The sequence below is a fragment of the Halomonas sp. A29 genome, assembly GCF_046723295.1.
In the GTDB taxonomy this organism is placed as follows: domain Bacteria; phylum Pseudomonadota; class Gammaproteobacteria; order Pseudomonadales; family Halomonadaceae; genus Halomonas.
On sequence record NZ_JAXQPR010000006.1, the window covers coordinates 1 to 18409 of the forward strand.

The window sequence follows — 18409 nt, forward strand, 5'->3', positions numbered from 1 at the left end:
TGGGTCAGGGGGGTGTCGAAAGACGCCAGGATGTCATCCAGCAAACGGGGGTCCGCCATGTTCAGCTCCTTCTGCGGTCGACCGGCGCCGCCGCCGGTGAGTCTTCGTTCGTGCTCATGGCCAGGCTCGGTTGGAACCGGAAGCCTTCAAGCTGCCTCAGTTCTCATCCCGGCGTTGGGTGCCCAGGGTCTCGCGGATGCCGTCGATGACGCTGTCTTCGCGGATCACATCGCGCAGCCACTCTTCCAGCGGCATGCGGCCCCAGCGCACGGCGCGCTCCACCAGGTAGGGCACGGGGCTGTGCGGCTCGCTACCCTTGAAGAACTGGGCCACGCCATTGAGCATTTCGAAGGCTTCTTCGCGACTCTGCGGTACTGTGCGCAGTGCTGCCGGTGCGGCACTGGAGGCCGCAGGTGCGGGCGTTACGGTGGGGCCGGCTGGCAGGGCTTCCTTGGCCGATTCAGGCGCCTCCGCCTTTGCTTCTTCCTGCTCCGGGTCGAGGCTGATGCCGCGTTCTCCCAGCAGCCTCTCGATCAGGCGCATGCACTCCCTCAGCACACTCTTGAGCTGGGTAAAGGGCGGGGCCTGGTCGCCGAGGTGCTCGGTCAGGGTGCGGCCGAGCTCGTCCAGGGCACCCAGGCAGGTGACGATCTCGCCGTGCCGCTGGATGAAGCTTTCGGTGTCGGTCAGCACCACCGCACGCTGGAAGATCTCGGCGTTGATCTTGCCCTCGGCCAGAGCGGCGCCCATGGCATCCGCATCGTTACGCGCCAGATTCTCGATTTGGCGCGATTCCTCGTAGCGGGCCAGGCCGTAACCCGGGCCGTCGCCCTGGCCTTGCAGCAGGGGAATACCTCCAACCACGCCGGCCAGGGTGTCGTCCAGCCACACCAGCCGTGCCAGGCGCTCCTCCTCCCCCTCTTCGAGCGTTGGGTGGAGCGCACTCCAGTAGCGCTGGCACAGAGCCGTGATCAGCTCCAGGCCGTAGGTCATGCCGGCAAAGTCATGACGATGGGCCAACCCTTCGCACAGCCACCCGGCCAGCACCAGGTCCTTGCTCTGCTCGGCCAGCCCTTGTGCCGAAAGGGCAATGACCTCGCTCCAGTCGGACTTCTTGAGGTCCGCCTGCCACTCGCCTTGGCTGAGATAGGCAGGGTCGGCGCGGCGCGCCTCCTTGATCTGGTCGATGAGCAGAGAAAAGCTCAGATCCTCACCGGTACCATGCTCGCCGATCGGTGCGAGCAGCGTGTCGCGATCCCAGTCCTCGACCATCGTGATTCCCCTTTCCTTACGTGTTCGATTGCCTTGAAGCAAACGCCTGGGAGAGCCTGGCCTTGGCAGGCTCTCCCAGGCATTCGCCGGGAAAGGCCATGGGGGCGAACCCCCATGGCCATGCACACTAACCGACGCTTAGGAATAAACGCGGTTGCGAGTGCGGTCCCAGCCGCCGGCGATGTTGCCACCGCCTTGGCCGTCCTGACGCTTCTGCTGGGTGTAGGTGACCTTGATACGAGCGAAGTTGAACTTGATCTCCTCGGAAGGCAGGTCGTGGCGCGAGTCGTGCACGGAATCTGTGCCGCCACCGTTGCCGTTCTGGGAGAAGCTCGCCATACCTTCCATGTCGGTGGAGGAGACGATGACTTCTTCCATCTTCACTTCGAGGTAACGCACCTGCTCGCCACCGGCACGGTGAACCTGCAGGACGACTTCCTTGATATGCTGGCCACGGCAGCAGGCCTCGAACAGCTTCGGAGAGGCCTTGTCGATGAACTTCTTGACGGAGAACTCGCTGAGGTTGACGCGCTCGGCAGAGGCGCCACCAGCGGAGCTGGCCGTTGCAGAAGTGGCTTGGCTGGCACCGAACTCGAAGCTCAGCAGCTCGATCCAGTCCGTGTGGTTGGCGTCCAGGCTTTCACCGGGGATACCGTCGATCTTGAGATACGCATCAAATGCCATGATAAGAACTTCCCTTTGCTTGCGATGGTTTACCATCAACCTCATAACAAGAAGTTGATGTGCTTGGCCCGGGCGAGAAGGCGATTCCACTCCACTGCTCGCTCGGGTCCTTTTTCAGGCACGCTACCGCCAGAAGGCATCCTGCCCCCCCAGTGGTCCTGCCCGTGGTGTCAGCCACTTCAACGAAGCGACCGACGACCTCCTTGGGAAACGCTGCCGACAATCGATGCAGCCTTCCCTGGCGCCGGAGGCGCCCGCCCATGCGCTAGTTCAGCGCGCGGACTTCGATCTCCACCCGCCGATTCGGTGCTAGGCAGCGAATCTGCTCGGCGCGGCTCATGCTGCTGTCGCATTCCACCAGGGGACGCTCGCTGCCGGCCCCCATGGCCTCGATCAGCTCCGGTGCCATCCCACGGCCGATCAGGTAGGTACGCACCGTTTGCGCCCGCTCAAGCGAGAGGCGCTGGTTGGCCGTGGCCGAGCCAATCGGGTCGGCATGGCCGGTGACGGTGATACGCCCGACATCGGCAGTGTTGGCCAGACGCTCAGCGATCCGGTTGAGCTGGTGCTGGCCGGCCCCCTGCAGCCCCGCCAGGTCGCCGCGCCCGAAGGCAAACAGGGCGTCGGCCTCCAGGGTGATGGTCTCCAGGGTGCGGAAGGAACGGTTCTGCAGGCCTTCGATATAGTTGCGGCTCGACGAGATCAAAAAGGCGTTGTCGTCGATACGCGGCACGTCCGCAGCGTGGATCTGGCCGGCGTAGAACTCGATCTGGCGGCTGGCATAACCAAGATCGCGGGGATCCCGCTCGCCTTGCCGTGCCGACGCGATGGCCGGGTACCAGTAGTCCGGCAGCCGCTGACGCAGCAGTTCGCTATCGACCCGGGCCCGTGGGGTTCGCGACAGCTCGAGGTAGGTGCCGAGCGTGGCATTGCCGAAGTCGGCCAGGGCCTGGGGCGAATTGTCCCGGGGGCGAGCATGGGGCTCGACACTCTCGACATCGATGTAGGTGAGACGTCCGCCGTCCCCCGGGCGATACACCGGGATCGTCGGCAGCACGAACAGCGCTTGGTTGAGGTTGTCCGCTACCGGCACGAGCATGTCGCGCTGCAACTGCTGGAAGTAGGCCACACGCAGCGCCCGCTCCATCGCCCGGCCCTGGTAGAGGCCGAAACGCATCGACCAGGGAACTCCCCGCGGATGGCGGTCGTCGTAGTTCTGCGAGACCGCACGCAGGGTATCCAGGGTTTCCCAATGGGTATAGCTGGAGGGCTGGCGCGCATCCGCTTCCTGGGCCTGGGTCAAGCGCTCGTCAATGTCGGCGAGTTCATGGGAGTTGTTGTAGAAGGAGATGCCCCAGGCGGTGCACAGCAGCACGGCCACTGACAGCGCGGCCCAGCACCAGCGCAGTTGACGGCGACGAACGGCGTTGGGGCCGCTGTACAGGCCCACCAAGTGCTGGTCGGGCAGGATTACCCGGGAGAACAGGCCGGCCACGAACAGGCTCTTGCCATCCTGATGTGCGCCAAGCCCACGGCCACCAGACAGGCCGAAGCGACGCTGGATCATGCCCGCGTACTCGCCTTGGGCAGGCTGGCCGTCCGCCAGGGCACTGGTGAAATAGAAGCCACGCAACAGCGGGGACGACTGGTAGGGGTTGGCCTGCAGCAGTGAGCTGACGAAGCTCGTCAGCAGCGGAGAAAGAGCCTGCAGTTCGAGCGGAAACTCCAGTGCCGCGGGCGCTTCGCGGGTGCGCACCACATCGCCCTCGATCAGGCGCTGCTCACCGATGGCGCGACAGCGAGCCACCAGCCGTGCCAAGGCGCTCGAGAAGCGCACCTTCCAGTCTGCCGTGCCGAAGTCCTGGTGCGGGAAGGTCATGCCCAGCACCTCGTCGCGCTGAGCGGGGTCCAACTGAGCATGGAACTGCCGGAAGCCGGGAATCAGGTCGCTCTTGGTGAAGACCAGATAGATCGGTAGCGCCGTGCCCAGCAATTCATGCGTTTCCTGCAGGCGTTCGCGCAGGCGACGGGCCAGGGCATCACGCGCTGCAGCATCGCTGCCGATCAATTCATCGGCGCTCACCACCACGATCAAGCCATTGAGCGGACGGCGTGGGCGGTGACGCTGGAGCAGCCCCAGGAAGGCGCGCCACTTGCCCACCTCTTCATGGTCGCTGACGTAACGACCGGCGGTATCCAGCAGCACCGCTTCACTGCTGAAGAACCAGTCACAGTGCCGTGTGCCACCGACCCCGGCTACCCGGGCGCTCTCGCGATCGGCGAAGGGAAAGTCGAGCCCCGAGCGATACACCAGGGTACTCTTGCCAACTGCCGGCTGGCCGATCACCAGATACCACGGCAGACGATAGAGCAGGTCGTGCTTGCGCCCTTTGCCGCCCCGCCCCTTTTTCATTCGCTCCAGCGCATCGAGCAGCCGCTCGCGCAACAGGCTGACTTCCTCGCGATCCTCCGGAGCGGCGCCGAGCACGGCATCATCGGCACTCTGGATCAGCAGCGCTTCGACATCGTGCTTCTCCCCCGCGCCCCGATAGAGCAGCAACAGGTAGAGCGCCGAGCTCACCAGGAAGACCAGGATGCCGACCAGCAGGCTGTCCAGGGATGAGAAGCCCCACCACACTCCCACTCCCCAGATCACGAAGATCAACAGGAAGAAGGCAATGGCCATCGCGTAAGGGCGATATTTCACAAAGTAGTATTTCAACCGGTTCATCTACGCGAGCCCATCCATTCGATCGTGTTCTCCCCCACCGTTCTCTTCACCGGGAAAGCGCGTGATGTAGGTTCCAATGTCGAGTTCCACAGCGGGCGGCCTGATATGAGCCCATTGGGAATCGAACTGTTCGAATGCTTCCAACACATCGCAACGCGCCTCTCTCGGCGCCAGCCCCGCCAACAGGCGAAAGACCTCTTGTTCCGCTCTCGCAAAGCGCCACAGCTGCGGGCGCATGAAGTCGTCCACGAGCAGACTCGCCTTGGCATGCGTTCGGCCGCCTCGGTCCAGCCAGTGCAACCATAGATCCGCCGCCGGGCGCTTCAAGGCTCGCTCGGCGGGCAGCGGCATCACGGCGGGCAGGGTTTCGCCACGCTGAAGGCGCTGACGCAGCCCCTGCATGCGCAGGGCAAAGGCACTGGTGATGAATTCGGGAAAGCCCGGCGCCAAGGCCTGTGACAGGTCCAAGTAGCGCACATCATCGAGAAAACGCTGCAGCAGACGCTGATGAAGCCTAAGGTCGACCTCGCCCAACCCTCGCAGTGCTTCGATGGCGTGCTGCAGGTCGTGTACCGAGGCATCGCCATGCACCGTGCGTTGCAGCAGGTCGCGCAACTGGCCCGCAAAGGTCTCGCTCAGGGTGTGCACGCCAATGCTTCCTTCGATGCCCGGTGCGACGCTCAGGCGCTGGAAGACCAGCAACGGATAGCGACGGCCGCTGGCATCGCAAGAGCTTTGCATGCCCCCCAGCAACCACTGACCGTTGCTGGCACGGAAGTGAAAGAAGCAGGTCGGCAGGGCATCGAAGTGCATCTGCCAGTCGGCATCGCACTCGGCCATCCAGGCCAGCGCACTCTGCAACCAGCCATCGAGCTCACGCACGTCCTTGTAGGCGGCGTTGTATGCCACGAAATCGGCACTTCCCGGCACCTTGCCGAAATATCCGATCATGAAGCGACCTCCCTGTCCCTACCGTGGCGAAAGCCCATGCGCAGCTCCTCCATTACCTCAACGGGCGCCTACCGTTGGTATGCGAAGGCTCCGAACCCCCTCGAGATCGGTCAGCTTGACGCCGCCGAAGTTACGCACGACGATGCTGACCTGCCCAACGCTGGTATACCAAGTCAGGCGCTGGCGAACGCCGTCGAGGTCGGTGACTTGGGCGGAATCCACCAGTCGTAACAATCCCCAGCGAGACGGGTAATCGAATACCGTGATGCGCTGGCCACCATGAGTGACGACATCGAGACGCGCCCCGGCCTGGCGCGTATCCCCCGGCCAGGTGAAGCGCTGCCACGACTGCGGTCCCATGCGGTACACCTGTTCCTGGCCATCCAGCGTCAGGCGGACAGAGGTCAGGTTGGCCGACGGCTCGATCATGATTTCGAAACCGTTCTCTATGTCTGCCAGGCTTTCGAGCACCCGACCGACACGAGTCCCTTGGCTGATCGTGGACGTAATGCGGGGATCGACCAGTGGCTCACCGTTTCCATTGCGAGCCTCGCCAAGGCTGCCCACCTCGTTCTGATCGAAGTCGGTCAGCAGGCCGGTCTGTGGATCGACGAACAGCCGCAGGTCACGGACCGAAGCCTCGTTGCTGGAATCGCTCACCGGGAAGCGCCCCCCCACCATGCTGTTCCACGGGGTGGCAACCTGCTCTCCCCAGGCAGCGGCCAATTGACCGGCAATCGGGCTGTCCAGGCTGGACACGGCAAACTCTACTGGGTCACGGAACAGGCGCTGCAGTGACTGCACCAGCTCGTCGCGAGAAGTGTCGATGTTGGCCGCCACATAGTTGTGCAGCGCGGTGATCTCGTTGGGACGCCCCTCCACCACATCTTCCATCAGTTGCTTGGTGCGCTTGCCCACATCGCCACGCTCCAGTCGATCGAAGCGAACCTTGAGCTGGCGTAGCAACAGCAGATAGCGATCCATCTGGGAGGTATCGCCCTCGGCCCCGATGTCTGCGGAGAACAGTTGTCCCACGGGCTCGAAATGGTTGGCGAGGATGCCATCGTAAATAGACGGCATCTCGACCAGCGCCAGCGCCCGCTCACCGGCTTGATCGGTGCTGCCCCCCAGCCACTCCCGGGTGCTCTGCCACCACCCACCAGCGGAGCTCTCCTCGGTCGTTTCTTCGCCTTCCACGGCCTGGCGCTGCTCTGCATCGGGACTATCCCAGCGCGTGTTGGTATCGACTACCTGCAGCAGCACCTTGATCGGTGAGCGCTGATAATCGCTGAGCTGGGTGAGGTGCTGCCGTGACTCGTCCAGCCCCGCGAAGCGGCGCACACCAACATCGGACAGGAAGCGTTCCCAGGCGTAGATGTACTCGAGCTTGTAGCGTGCCAACACCTCCCGGGCGAACTGAGCCTTGCCCTGCACCTCATCTACCTCGGACTCTCCCTCCAGTACCCAGTCACGCTCCACCTGAAGGTCTGAGGCCAGGGTTCTGATCAATTCCGGAAGCACGAACTCCCGCCAGACTCGCTGCGTAAAGAAGGCAGGTACGGCCTCGCCGGCGTACATCAGCGAGCGACCGGCCTCGGGCAGGATGTCCGCCAAGGTCAGTGCCGGATAGTTAGCCTCCGCGGCCAAGCGCAGCCGCAGATATTCACGCGCCGCGGGAGAAGTCTCGATCAGGAAGGACTTGAGGTCAGCACGCGCCTGGGCAATCAGCCGCTCGTCGCGCTCCACGGCAGGTGCCTGGCCCGCCTCGAGATAAGAGGCATACAGGGCAACATGGTCTCGAATCTGGCGCTCACCGCCCGGTAACTCGGCATCGGCCTGCCGCCAGGCACGAGGCAGCGCCTCCCGCACGAAGGCCACTTCAGGGTGGGCCGTTGGGTCAGTCAGGACCAAGTAGAGCTTCAAGGCGTCATAGGCCTCGACCAGTTGCGCTACTTGGCTCGGCTCGAGGCGGTTGAGCGCTGCTTCGGAAAAGGCCGGCCCGTCCTCTATCGCCAACAGGCTCGCTTGTCCGCCCCCTTCGCTCCCGCGCAAGCTGTCGCTCCAGGCATCGCGCGCACCCTGACGCAGCGCATCCCGGGCGTTGCCACGGGCTCCCCAATAGGCATCCCTGGCACTGCCGGCTACGCGGTAATCTGCCTCGCCACGCACGCGGCTCGCCAGATCGCCGGTGGAGCGGGGCACACTGCCTAGGGTCGGCCGCGAGGTCAGACGATCCCGCATGCGTTCACCGGTGTCGCTCAGCAGCTCACGGCCCTGCCCAGCGGCACCGTCGAGACCGAAGTCATCCTCGGTGTCGAGGGAGGAAGACTCGCGCGGGCTCTCCAGTTGGGTTTCCAGCCCCAGCGATGCCGCCAGGTCGCCGACGGCCACCAATTGGTCGACCAGGCTCTCGGCCACCGGTGAGAGCACCTGCCGCTCAAGCGACACGAACCAAGCCTGCTCGAGGCCCGGGAGCAGTCTTCTGCCTACGCCGAGCCCGGCGTTCTCCCAGAAGGGCACCCCGGCGCGAGCTTCGCGCTGGAGACGCGCCAGTTCACCGTGCAGGATATCGAGTCGGTCACCGTCACTGACCTGCTCGGCCATATCGAGCCGCTGGTCAAAGGCAAGCAGCGATTCATGATTGTGCCAATAGGCATGGCCCAGCACACCCAGCCCTGCGAGCCCAGCCAGGCCGGCCATGGCGATCAGCCAGGGCTTGAGCGCCTGACGCTGGCCATGGCGTGAGTAGTGCTGAACCAGGTTGCGGTCGGGAATCAAGACATCGCGGAAGAGCCCCTGTATGAAATAGCTACGATCACCACGCAGCGTCGTGGAGCCCCCGGCCGACAGCGGCTTACCGGTCAGCGCGAAGGCGTCTCTCACCTGATCGTCGAGGATCGGCTGCAGTCCCTCACCGCGCTGCAAGGCACTGGTGAAATAAAGACCTCGGGTAAGCGGGGCACTTTCAGGGTTGTGGCGTAGGTCGAAGGGTTCGAGGAAGTCGGCCAGGCGCTGCTCCATCTCGGCCACATAATCCGGGAAACGCAGCAGGGCGCTATCCGCCTGCGGCCCCTCCTGAACCAGCCGGCGCTCCACATGAGCCCGCAGGGACTCGACCAGCGGAGCGAAGCGCTGGTGGAATGCATGTCCAAGTCCTTTACCGCGCACTTCGGCCACCGGGAAAGTGATCCCCCAGGGGCAGTGGCGCTTGTCACCCTCCAGCCCGCCGAAAGCCTCGACGAAGCCCGGCACGAGGTCGGCCTTGCTGAAGCACAGGTAGACGGGCGGTGTCGCCCCCAGGGCGTCGTGGTAGGTATCGATGCGCTCGATCAGCTGCTGCGCCAGGGCATGGTTCTCGTCTCGGGGCGCATGCAGCAGTGTGGGCAGGTCGACGACCACGATCAGGCCGTTGATGGGCGTATGCTTGCGGCGCTTGGCCAACAGCCGCAGGAAGTCGGCGAATTCCCGCGCCGGCTGCTCTTCGGCGATATAGCGTCCGGCGGTGTCGATCATCACCGCCTCGCTGCCGAAGTACCAATCGCAATATTGAGTGCCGGACTCCATCCCGAGCCCGGCCACGCTGGTGTTGAGACCAGAGCGGGTCAGCAATGAGGTCTTGCCGGAAGCGGAGAGTCCCACCACCAGGTACCAAGGCAGCTCCGTCAGGGTTCCATTGCCACCATGGCGGGCCTTGAGCATTCCCAGGGCCGACTTGAGGCGTTCCCGCAGGACTTCGTAATCACCGCTCTGCGATGCGGCGCTGGCCGCCTCGCGATCGACTTCCAGTTGCACCAGCGCTTCGAGCTCACGCTCGGCACGAACCCTGCGGTACTTGCGCAGGACGATCGCCAGTAGCCACAGCGCCGTGAGCACGGCCACGGCAATCGCCAGGCGCTGGGGTTCCCCTCCCAGGCGCGGAATCCACCACACGCACAGCAGTACACCGGCCAGCCACAGCACGAACGAAAGTAGCCAGAAACTCTTCAACAACCTCAGAACACGCCTCATGTCTCGCCCGCCCTCACGATGCTTCGAACAGTGATGACAGACGCTCGATCAAGGCGTCGGCGCGCACGCCCAAGAGCCCATCGAGCACCAGGTAGACCACGCCGCAGAGCAGCGCGATCAGCACCAGATAAACCCAAATGGGAACTTCGTAGCGCAGCAGTTGGCCAACCTGATCCGGCAACTGCCAACCGGGTGCCAGCTCTTCCGGCACCTTGCGATAGCGGGCGATGTCCTGACCCAGGGTATTGGCGATGTAGCGCAATTGGTCGCGGTGCTCCAGGCGATACTTGCCCTCGAACCCCAGCGCCAGGCAAAGGTGGTAGACCTCCAGCACGTCGAGATTGCCCTTGACGTCGCTGCGAAGGGCCTCGAGGCGCTCAAAGAAGCCTTCTCCCGCCAGGTGTACACCGAAATACTTGTACTGCAGCGGGTGGAGTTCTATGTGGCGCCGAATATTGCTCTCTCCGGCGCCCAGCACGCTCTCGTCGAGGAAGGCACAAAGGGCATACTGGGCATCACGAAACTGCTCCATGCTGTAGCCGACGGCCAGGGCCCGACCTTCCAGGTCGCGGAAGAACTCCTCGACTCTTTCGAGAAAAGCCTCGACGCTCTGCGCCTCACCACCCCGGCGAACCATCAGTACCAGAGAGAAGAAGTCCTGAGCCAGGGTACGCATGCGCGCCTGGGCATCCTGTGCAACGTCGTGCTGCGATGTCGCCGCGTACTGGTTCATTTGAGCACCGCCATCAGTTCAATCTCGAGGTTGGTGAAGCCGCTAGGGACATAGAAGGCAATGGCCTGGGCAGCCATCATCCGCTCGTACATCCGCCCCTGTGGTTCGAGCGCAAAGTAGTGATTGTCCAGTCTCACGGGGATGGCGACCGGCAGCCGAGTGGCATGGACCAGCGAACCGCCGGGCATGGCGCTGTTGACCACGACCTCGATGTCTTCGGGCGAGCCGACCTTGAAGGCGCGGGGAACCAGCTCGATCAGCTTGGCGCCAGGCATGTCGGCATGCACACAGACGTAGAAATCGGCATCGACCAGGCGCGGGTCGTGCAACCGACCGACGTAGTAAGAGGGCTTGGTCTGTTCCAGAGCGATCGGGATGTACTGATTAGGTATCACCGTATCGAGCAGCTCACGGGCCATGGTATCGAGCTGAACCAGGGCCTGGGCCGGATCCGGATGGCGATAGGCGGGCAGGTCGGCCAGCCGATGCCCCATCGAGAAGGTCATCAGGCTGGCGACCAGGTCGCTGAGGAAGCCATGCAGACGCTCGGGATGCAGCCGCGGATGCTTGAGCAGATGCGCCAGTTGCGGATAGCTTCGGTTGACCGTGTAGAGAAGCCAGAACAGGGTCACATCGCTGGAGCCAAACTCGGCCACCTGGTCGGCACGCTCGCGACGGCGCCCGGACAGCGCCTCGTGCTTGGCCTGGAGCACGCCGAGCAGGCGTCGGCCCAGAGCCAGCAGCGTCTCGTTGGCGCTCAGGTGCAGGCAGGGTGGCACGAAGTCGCTGTCCACCGAGAAGCTCCCCGCAACGTTGCGCTTGAGGCGTACCAGCGGACAATGGCTGGTGCCATCCAGATCGTCACCTTCCAGCCGCAGCATCACGTTCAGCTCGAGCAGGGAGAGCTCGTTCTCGGTCTCTCCCTCGAGCAGGTCCGGCAGGCTTTCGAAGCGTTGACGAAAGCGCCTGTGCTGGCCCCGACGGTTCTCGTCGTCCACCACGTTCGGCGCATGGGGCTCCGTCAGGCGCAGCGCTGCATAGACCTTGCATTCGGCCATTCCCTCCAGCTCGCCAAGATCCCGCGCCAACGGGAGGGGATCCTGCTGAGGCGCATCGATCAGGGTGCCATCGGGAAAAACCACCTTGAGCCGGGTCAGTTGGAGGCGACCTTGCGCCAGGGCATCTTCATCCACGGCCAGGGCCTGTACCCCCCAGTTGAAGGGCCCCGAGCGCTGGCTGGCTTCACCGAGCTGATGCTGGTGATACTCATCCTGATACTGGAAGTGCTGCGGCTGAAGGAACATGCCTTGCGACCACATCACTCGGTTATGCTTGCTCACTACTCGCTTCCTTCATGTTCGCCTGTGTCGCGCCTCGGCGCATGGCACTTGCATGGGCTCGCGGCGCGGTCAGCCGTTGCCTGTCGAGGCAATTAACTTGGCACTGCGCCTCGCGGGCTCGATACGGTTGTCCACCAGGCTCACCCTCACACCGCCAGGGGAGGTCAAGATGCCGTCCTTGCGCATGGCCGCGGCATCGAACACCAAGCGCCAGCGCTCGTCCGGCATCTGGCGGAAGAAAGCCACCACGGCAACGTAGGCGGTGGGCTGAGCCATGGGCGCGCTGTCGACCACCTGGCCTCCCGGCAGCACAACGACTTCACGCTCGCTGATCAACGCATCGCCCAGCGCCGCTCCGGCGTCGTGCCACAACTCCCCCGGCGCAGCGGCCGAGAAGGTGGTCAATGAACTGAGCTGATAGATGCGTACGACAACGGACAGCGAGCTGTCCTCGGCATCCGGGTTGAGTCGTTCATCCCCCTCAAGAGCAACGGTGACGCGCTCGTCCCGGTTGAACAGTATGTCCCCGACGGTGCCGTCGAACTGGTTGCCGATACGCCCACCGACTCCACAGCCACCCAGCAGGCTAGCTGTCACCAGCAGCAAGACCATGCCGGCCCAAACCCGCCTTGAATTCCGTTCCCTGCGTGTTTTCATTTTTTTGTCCTCGGACTTGCCTTCAGGTCAGGCGATAGGTGAAGTCGCCGTGCTCATCGACCCCGACCACAATGCTGTCGATGGGAGCGTTATCGGCCATGCGCTCCAGCACCAGCTCAGCCAGTTGCGGCATCAGAGCACCGGTCAACAGATGATCGATGCTGCGAGCGCCACTATCGGTCTGGGTACAACGTTCGGCGATATGCGTAGCCAGAGGCGCCTCGAAGGTTAGGCAAGCCCCGTGGTTGGCCTGGAAACGCTGGCGCAGCCGCGCCAGCTTGAGATCGACGATCCGGGTCAGCACCTCACCTTGTACCGGATAGAAGGGGACGGTCTTGAGGCGCCCCAGAAATGCTGGCTTGAAGATCGCGTTGAGGGTATCGCGCATCTCTTCGACCAAGGTTTCCGGCTCTGGGCGAGCCTCCGCTCCGAGGCAGCGATCCATGATCCAGTCGGTGCCGACGTTGGAGGTCAGCAAGATCACGCAGTTACGGAAGTTGATCTCACGACCTTCACCATCTTCCATGACCCCCTTGTCGAAGACCTGGAAGAACAGTTCGAGCACGTCCGGGTGGGCCTTCTCGACTTCGTCCAGCAGCACGACGCTGTAGGGTTTGCGACGTACCGCCTCGGTCAGCACTCCGCCCTCGCCATAACCGACGTAACCGGGCGGCGAGCCTTTTAGCGAGGAAACGGTATGCGCCTCCTGATACTCCGACATGTTGATGGTGATGAGATTGCGTTCGCCGCCATACAAGGTATCTGCGAGCGCCAGCGCCGTCTCGGTCTTGCCCACGCCGCTCGGACCGAGCAGCAGGAAGACGCCGATCGGCTTGTTGGGATCGTCGAGCCTGGCACGCGACAGGCTGATGCGCTTGCCGATCTCGACCAAGGCATGGTCCTGGCCAATGACACGCTCGCCGAGAAGCTGCGGTAGACGGCGTACGGTGTCGATCTCGTCACGCTGCATCTTGCCCAGCGGAATGCCGGTCCAGGCAGCCACTACGGCACCAATGGCATTGCCGTCGACACAAGGGTGTACCAGCGGAAGCTCACCGGTGATCTCTTGCAGCTCCCGCCGGGCCGCCAGCAAGACTTCCCGGGCGGCAGCACGGGCGGCATCATCAGCCGCTTCGTCAAGTGCCGCGTCGGCGGCATGAATGACCGCCACGGCATCGCGCTGCTGTTGCCAGTCGGCTTCCAGGGCCGCGATGTGCTCGGCCAGCTCACCCAGCTCGCTATCGAGTTCCACTAAGCGCGCTTCATGGCCACTGTCGCCCCTTTCCAGCTCACGTCGCAGGACCTCTCGCTCAGCCTCCATGTCGAGCGCACGCTGGCGGGCGTCCTCCAGCTCAGCTGGCGCCACTGCCTGCCCCAGGGCAACCCGGGCGCAGGCGGTATCGAGCACGCTGACAGCCTTGTCCGGCAATTGGCGGCCGGTGATATAGCGATGCGATAGGCGCACTGCCTGCACCACGGCCTCGTCGAGTATCTCGACACCGTGATGATCGCGCATGCGGTCAGCCAGGCCACGCAGCATATCAATCGCGACGGCCTCGCTAGGCTCGTCGACCTTGATCACCTGGAAGCGGCGCGCCAGGGCGGCATCCTTCTCGAAGTACTTTTTGTACTCAGCCCAGGTAGTCGCAGCGATGGTGCGCAGTTCACCACGAGCAAGGGCAGGCTTGAGCAAGTTGGCGGCGTCGCTCTGACCGGCCTGACCACCACTGCCGATCAGGGTGTGGGCCTCGTCGATGAACAGGATGATCGGATGCAGGCTTCGCTTGACCTCCTCGATAACGTTCTTGAGACGTTGTTCGAACTCCCCCTTTACCCCTGCTCCCGCCTGGAGCAAGCCCAGGTCGAGGGTACGCAGCTCGACATTGGCCAGGGCCTCAGGCACGCTGCCAGCCACGATCTTCAATGCCAGGGCTTCGACTACGGCGGTCTTGCCCACGCCAGCCTCACCGGTGAGGATAGGGTTGTTTTGTCGTCTGCGGGTGAGGATGTCGATCATTTGACGAACTTCAGCGTCACGGCCCAGCACGGGGTCGATACGCCGCTCACGAGCGCTGGCAGTCAGGTCGATGGTGTATTGGTCCAGTGCGGGCGTCTTACCACCGCGACGCTTGGGCGAGTTTTCACCCACGCTCGGTGCTTCGCCCTGGCTACCTTGCTGCTCCGGGCTGGCTGCCAGCAGCGCTTCGAAGTTAAGGCGCAGGTCATCCACCTCCAGTCGCTCCAGCTCCGGCGCGCTTTCCATTACCACCCGGCGTAGTTCCTGGTCACCCAGCAGCGCCAGCAACAAGTGCCCGCTGCGGATTTGCGTGGCCTGCTGTTCGATGGATGCAATGACCCAGGCACGCTCGATCAGCCGAGTGATATGCGGCGAGAGCGCGGGGGTACGCGTGCAACCCGTCTTGAAGGTCTCCAGCGCCAGGTCCAACTGATTGGCAAGGCGATCCAGGGCCAACTCGTAATGCCGGGCAAGGCGCAGCAAGTCATTGTCATCGGAATCGATCAATTTGAGCAGCAAGTGCTCGATATCGACTTCATATTGACGTTTGGCAAGACATAGCCCGGCCGCCTCTTCCATGGCACTTCGGCTGACGTCATTGAGCTTGGCAAACAGCGTCTTGAGGCTCACGTAGTGGCTCCATTGAAAGGAATCGGGAAAATCGCATGGCCGTTGCGCGCATGAGCGCGCGTCCCCAGCCACCCCAGGCGCCCCAGCGAGACACCGTCCGTACCACCCAGCCGGGCTGGTGGCACCTGTTCGGCTTCGAGTTCGAGTTCGATCTCGAAATCCAGCTCGGCACCCAGATAAAAACGCGTCAGCTCGATAAGTTGGGTATGCACTTTCTGGCCGGGTAAAAAGCGCTTGTAGTCCGCTCGCGACAATGGTCCCAGAGCGACTCTGACGCAGGATTGGTAGTCCCAGACTCGGGTGCCTGCCACTGCCGTCTCACCTAATGACGCATTGCGAGCGCCCAATTGGGTGAGTTCTCGCCTGGGGATGTTCAGCCAGCGGCCGCTGAAAGGCCGTACCTGACACTCCACGTCGAAGGTGGAACCGAGTAGGGCTTGCAGATTGAGAATATTGCGCGGCCTCTGAGAGAGCAGGCCGGCAAAGTAGCTGAGCAGCTCCCGGGGCAGGTCGGCGTCATGCTCTTGCTGAGCATGCCGATGAGTCAGCAGATGGGTTGCTCGCTCGCTCAGTCCGGTAAGCGCATGCAACTGACGCTCGAAGTCCGCCTCGCCCTTGCGTTCATACTCGATGAAAAAACGATACTTCTGCCAAGCTTGATAGAAGAGCGCCGTCATGCGGTGTGAAAACAGATCGAGAAACGCATGGGCTGCGTCATCGCGCAATTGGATATGGCGATCAATCAGCGTTTCGGTATAAGGACGCGGCAAGACGCCGGACTGGCCGACCAGCCCCATGAAGGTAACCTGGATCTCCGTCAGCGGCTGATCCAGCGGTGACAAGCGCTTCGGATTCTCGAACACCAGATCGCTGATCTCGCTGGCCGGAAATTCCAACGACAGCTTGGTGCGAAAGCGCAGCGGATCCTCATGAGGACGTGACTCAGGATCGAGACGCCCCAAATGGCTGTAATGTAGTCGGAACAAACGCACGAGCTGGAAGAAGCCGAACCTGTACGGCTCAGCCCGCGCGCGGTCGATCAGACCAGGGGCTGAGTGCCGGTTCTGGGTGGCCATGTTACCACTTCCTTCTCGCGTTGACGGCTACGTAGGGTCAATTGGGTAAAGCTGTTGACTGAACAGTACTGACCGAAGAAATGATCCAGCACCATGCCAAACAGGTAGATGCCGCTACCGGTAAACTGCTGTTCGTCCAACTCCAGGGTGATCCCCAGCCCTCGCACAAAAGCCGGGCGGGGATGGCCAATGCGGGTCATGGTCGGCGCGCTTTCGATAGCGGTGATACCGTTGATTTGGCGCCGTGATGCTTCGGTATTGCGGTAATTGTAAAGCGCCAATATTTCCAGCAGCGCTTCACGTCCACGCGATACCAATGACAGATGGTTCAACGATAGATGCGAGATCAACCGCCATATCACACCTTTGCCAAGCGGTGGACGCAACGCAACCGTAGGCTTGCGCAGGCAGCGAATTGCCTTGACGACTTGCTCCCGCGGCAGGGTGAAATCCCCCTGCGGATGACCGAAACTCAACTGCTGCGGCAGGTCACGGTTGCTGCAGGCCAGCTTCAGACTGAGTACATCGCTCGAGGTTTCCACTCGCGTCAGCTCTCGGTCAATCAAGCGCAGCTGCATTTCGGTGCCATGATCGCGGCGCCGCTCAGAAGGCACCCGCCTGGCGATCCAGTAGCTGCTGTCACCCTGGACATCCTGACCACGTGGTGAGAAGAACGGATGGCACGCGGTGATTTCGTCCCGAGCTGCTTTCTTCTTGATGCGCGTCACTTGCTCGATGGAGAGAACCTCGACCCCGTAAGGGTGACGTACATCAGCAACTACCGGATACTCATGCTGGGTGTGGGTGAGCTTGATCGGCTCCCCTTGCTGGCGGAACAGGTTGATGACGGGCGTGCAACCCAGGCGGAAGTGGTTGCGCCCCAAGTTCTGCGCCAAACGTGCCAGGCGCTCACCCTGCGTATAGTCGGAAAACAGGAAATGCAGCTGAAAGCGACTACCCGTTACGCCTGCCAACGCCCGAGCGAGTCCCTGTACTTCGAAGAACATGAATTTTTCGGGAAAGACGAAGTATTCATGCAGCAACCGATAGCCCAGGAAGGAGCGCTCGGAATAATCGATCAACCCTTCCTCAGGCGCAAAGCCGACCGGGCGGATAGCGTCGAGGGGTAAGCCGATCTCGCGACGACGCCCACCCTCCTCGAAGCTCAGGCTGAGCCGCGCCAGGTTATTGAACAGCAGCTCATGCAAGGGGTGCATCAGCGTGCCTTCTCCATCCAGGAAAAAGCACAGCTGGTCGATGCCCAAGGGGCCAATGGCCTGATCTGCCAAGGTGTCCAAAGAAAGGTCGAGGCGCGCGACGCCGTCGCGGTCCCGTCCATTGAACGCAGAACGCTCGAGCTGCGTAAAACGAGCCTGCTCGACACGCAGCGGCCAGACCGTCACCTCATAGCAGGTTCGAAAGCGGCAGGCAGCCCCTCCCACCACCCGCGAAAGCAGCTCTGTGTGTCGCGGCACTTGGTAGCGCGAGTCCAGAGTCGAGCGCTCACCCAGGTCAAACTGAACGATCGACAGAGACGGCGTAGGCCTCAGGTAGTGGGGGTACAGAACGTCCAGAAAGGACTCGACAATCTCCGGCAGGTCATCGTCCAGCTTCTTGTGAACCCGCGCCGACAAGAAGGCGAAGGCCTCGATCAGTCGCTCGGTGTGTGGGTCAGCACAGTCATCTTCTTCGAGCTGCAGGCGTGCGGCGACTTTCGGGTATTCACGAGCGAACTCCTGGCCTAGAAAGCGCAGGTGCGAGAGTTCCTTCTCATAGTAGGGCAGCAGTTCGTCGAGCATCAGGTCAAGTTCTGTACTTTGTATCGTTGAGTTTCGGCCTGGAGCACCGCATCGAAAGCCACATGCTGCGAGGCATCTACCACGACCAGCAGGGCATCGACACGAAAACGCAGCAAGCGGTCCTGTCGGTCCTGGTCGAGCAGTCGAACGCGCACGTTGCGAAAGCGGCAATCGTTACCCTCAATAGCCCGCTCCAACTGACGCTGGATGAGTTGGCGATCTTCGCTGCTGTGAAGGCCCCGCCCGAGAAAATCGGGCAGGCCGTATTCCAGCAAAGAGCCCCCCAGCAGTGGGTACGCCGCCAAGCGAGTCGCCAATAGCTCCTGGCGCGTGTTGACCAGAGTTTCCAAGTCACGCACGACCGTGGTCTTGTACTCTTCGAGCGTGCTCCACTGCCGGTCCTCGGCCTCCACCCCTCGATGAGGTTCATCATCGAGAAGGCGGCTCCAGAGTGTTGGCACGATCATCCTTGTGCCTGTTGCTTGCACAGCTCACCTCATCGGTAATGACG

At 62.7% G+C, this 18409-nt stretch carries 12 protein-coding genes; all 12 read right to left on the reverse strand.

What is annotated here, in order from left to right:
* Positions 1–156: 156 nt before the first annotated feature.
* Entirely contained in the window at positions 157–1272 is a 1116-nt protein-coding gene (tssA, locus tag SPH52_RS12455; protein ID WP_411795351.1) for a type VI secretion system protein TssA, read from the reverse strand.
* Positions 1273–1410: 138 nt separating this feature from the next.
* Complete coding sequence (locus SPH52_RS12460) at positions 1411–1956, reverse strand: Hcp family type VI secretion system effector (protein ID WP_411795352.1); 546 nt, start codon at positions 1954–1956, stop codon at positions 1411–1413.
* A 265-nt stretch (positions 1957–2221) separates the two neighbouring features.
* On the reverse strand, positions 2222–4687 hold the full coding sequence (gene tssM, locus SPH52_RS12465; RefSeq protein ID WP_411795353.1) for a type VI secretion system membrane subunit TssM: 2466 nt from the start codon (positions 4685–4687) through the stop codon (positions 2222–2224).
* Entirely contained in the window at positions 4688–5638 is a 951-nt protein-coding gene (gene tagF / locus SPH52_RS12470; RefSeq protein ID WP_411795354.1) for a type VI secretion system-associated protein TagF, read from the reverse strand.
* Between the two features lie 57 nt (positions 5639–5695).
* Entirely contained in the window at positions 5696–9646 is a 3951-nt protein-coding gene (locus tag SPH52_RS12475) for a type VI secretion protein IcmF/TssM N-terminal domain-containing protein (RefSeq protein WP_411795355.1), read from the reverse strand.
* 13 nt (positions 9647–9659) lie between these two features.
* Complete coding sequence (icmH, locus tag SPH52_RS12480; RefSeq protein ID WP_411795356.1) at positions 9660–10379, reverse strand: type IVB secretion system protein IcmH/DotU; 720 nt, start codon at positions 10377–10379, stop codon at positions 9660–9662.
* On the reverse strand, positions 10376–11719 hold the full coding sequence (gene tssK / locus SPH52_RS12485; RefSeq protein ID WP_411795357.1) for a type VI secretion system baseplate subunit TssK: 1344 nt from the start codon (positions 11717–11719) through the stop codon (positions 10376–10378). The genes icmH and tssK overlap by 4 nt, the downstream gene beginning before the upstream one ends.
* A gap of 69 nt (positions 11720–11788) precedes the next feature.
* Complete coding sequence (gene tssJ / locus SPH52_RS12490; protein WP_411795358.1) at positions 11789–12376, reverse strand: type VI secretion system lipoprotein TssJ; 588 nt, start codon at positions 12374–12376, stop codon at positions 11789–11791.
* Between the two features lie 22 nt (positions 12377–12398).
* Positions 12399–15023: a type VI secretion system ATPase TssH gene (gene tssH, locus SPH52_RS12495; RefSeq protein ID WP_411795359.1), complete on the reverse strand. Its 2625-nt coding sequence runs from the start codon at positions 15021–15023 to the stop codon at positions 12399–12401.
* On the reverse strand, positions 15020–16099 hold the full coding sequence (tssG, locus tag SPH52_RS12500; RefSeq protein ID WP_411795360.1) for a type VI secretion system baseplate subunit TssG: 1080 nt from the start codon (positions 16097–16099) through the stop codon (positions 15020–15022). The genes tssH and tssG overlap by 4 nt, the downstream gene beginning before the upstream one ends.
* Positions 16063–17898, reverse strand: a complete 1836-nt coding sequence (tssF, locus tag SPH52_RS12505; RefSeq protein WP_411795361.1) for a type VI secretion system baseplate subunit TssF — start codon at positions 17896–17898, stop codon at positions 16063–16065. Before tssF ends, tssG begins: the two co-directional genes overlap by 37 nt.
* Positions 17898–18365, reverse strand: coding sequence for a type VI secretion system baseplate subunit TssE (tssE, locus tag SPH52_RS12510; protein WP_411795362.1), 468 nt, complete (start codon positions 18363–18365; stop codon positions 17898–17900). The genes tssF and tssE overlap by 1 nt, the downstream gene beginning before the upstream one ends.
* Between the last annotated feature and the right edge of the window lie 44 nt (positions 18366–18409).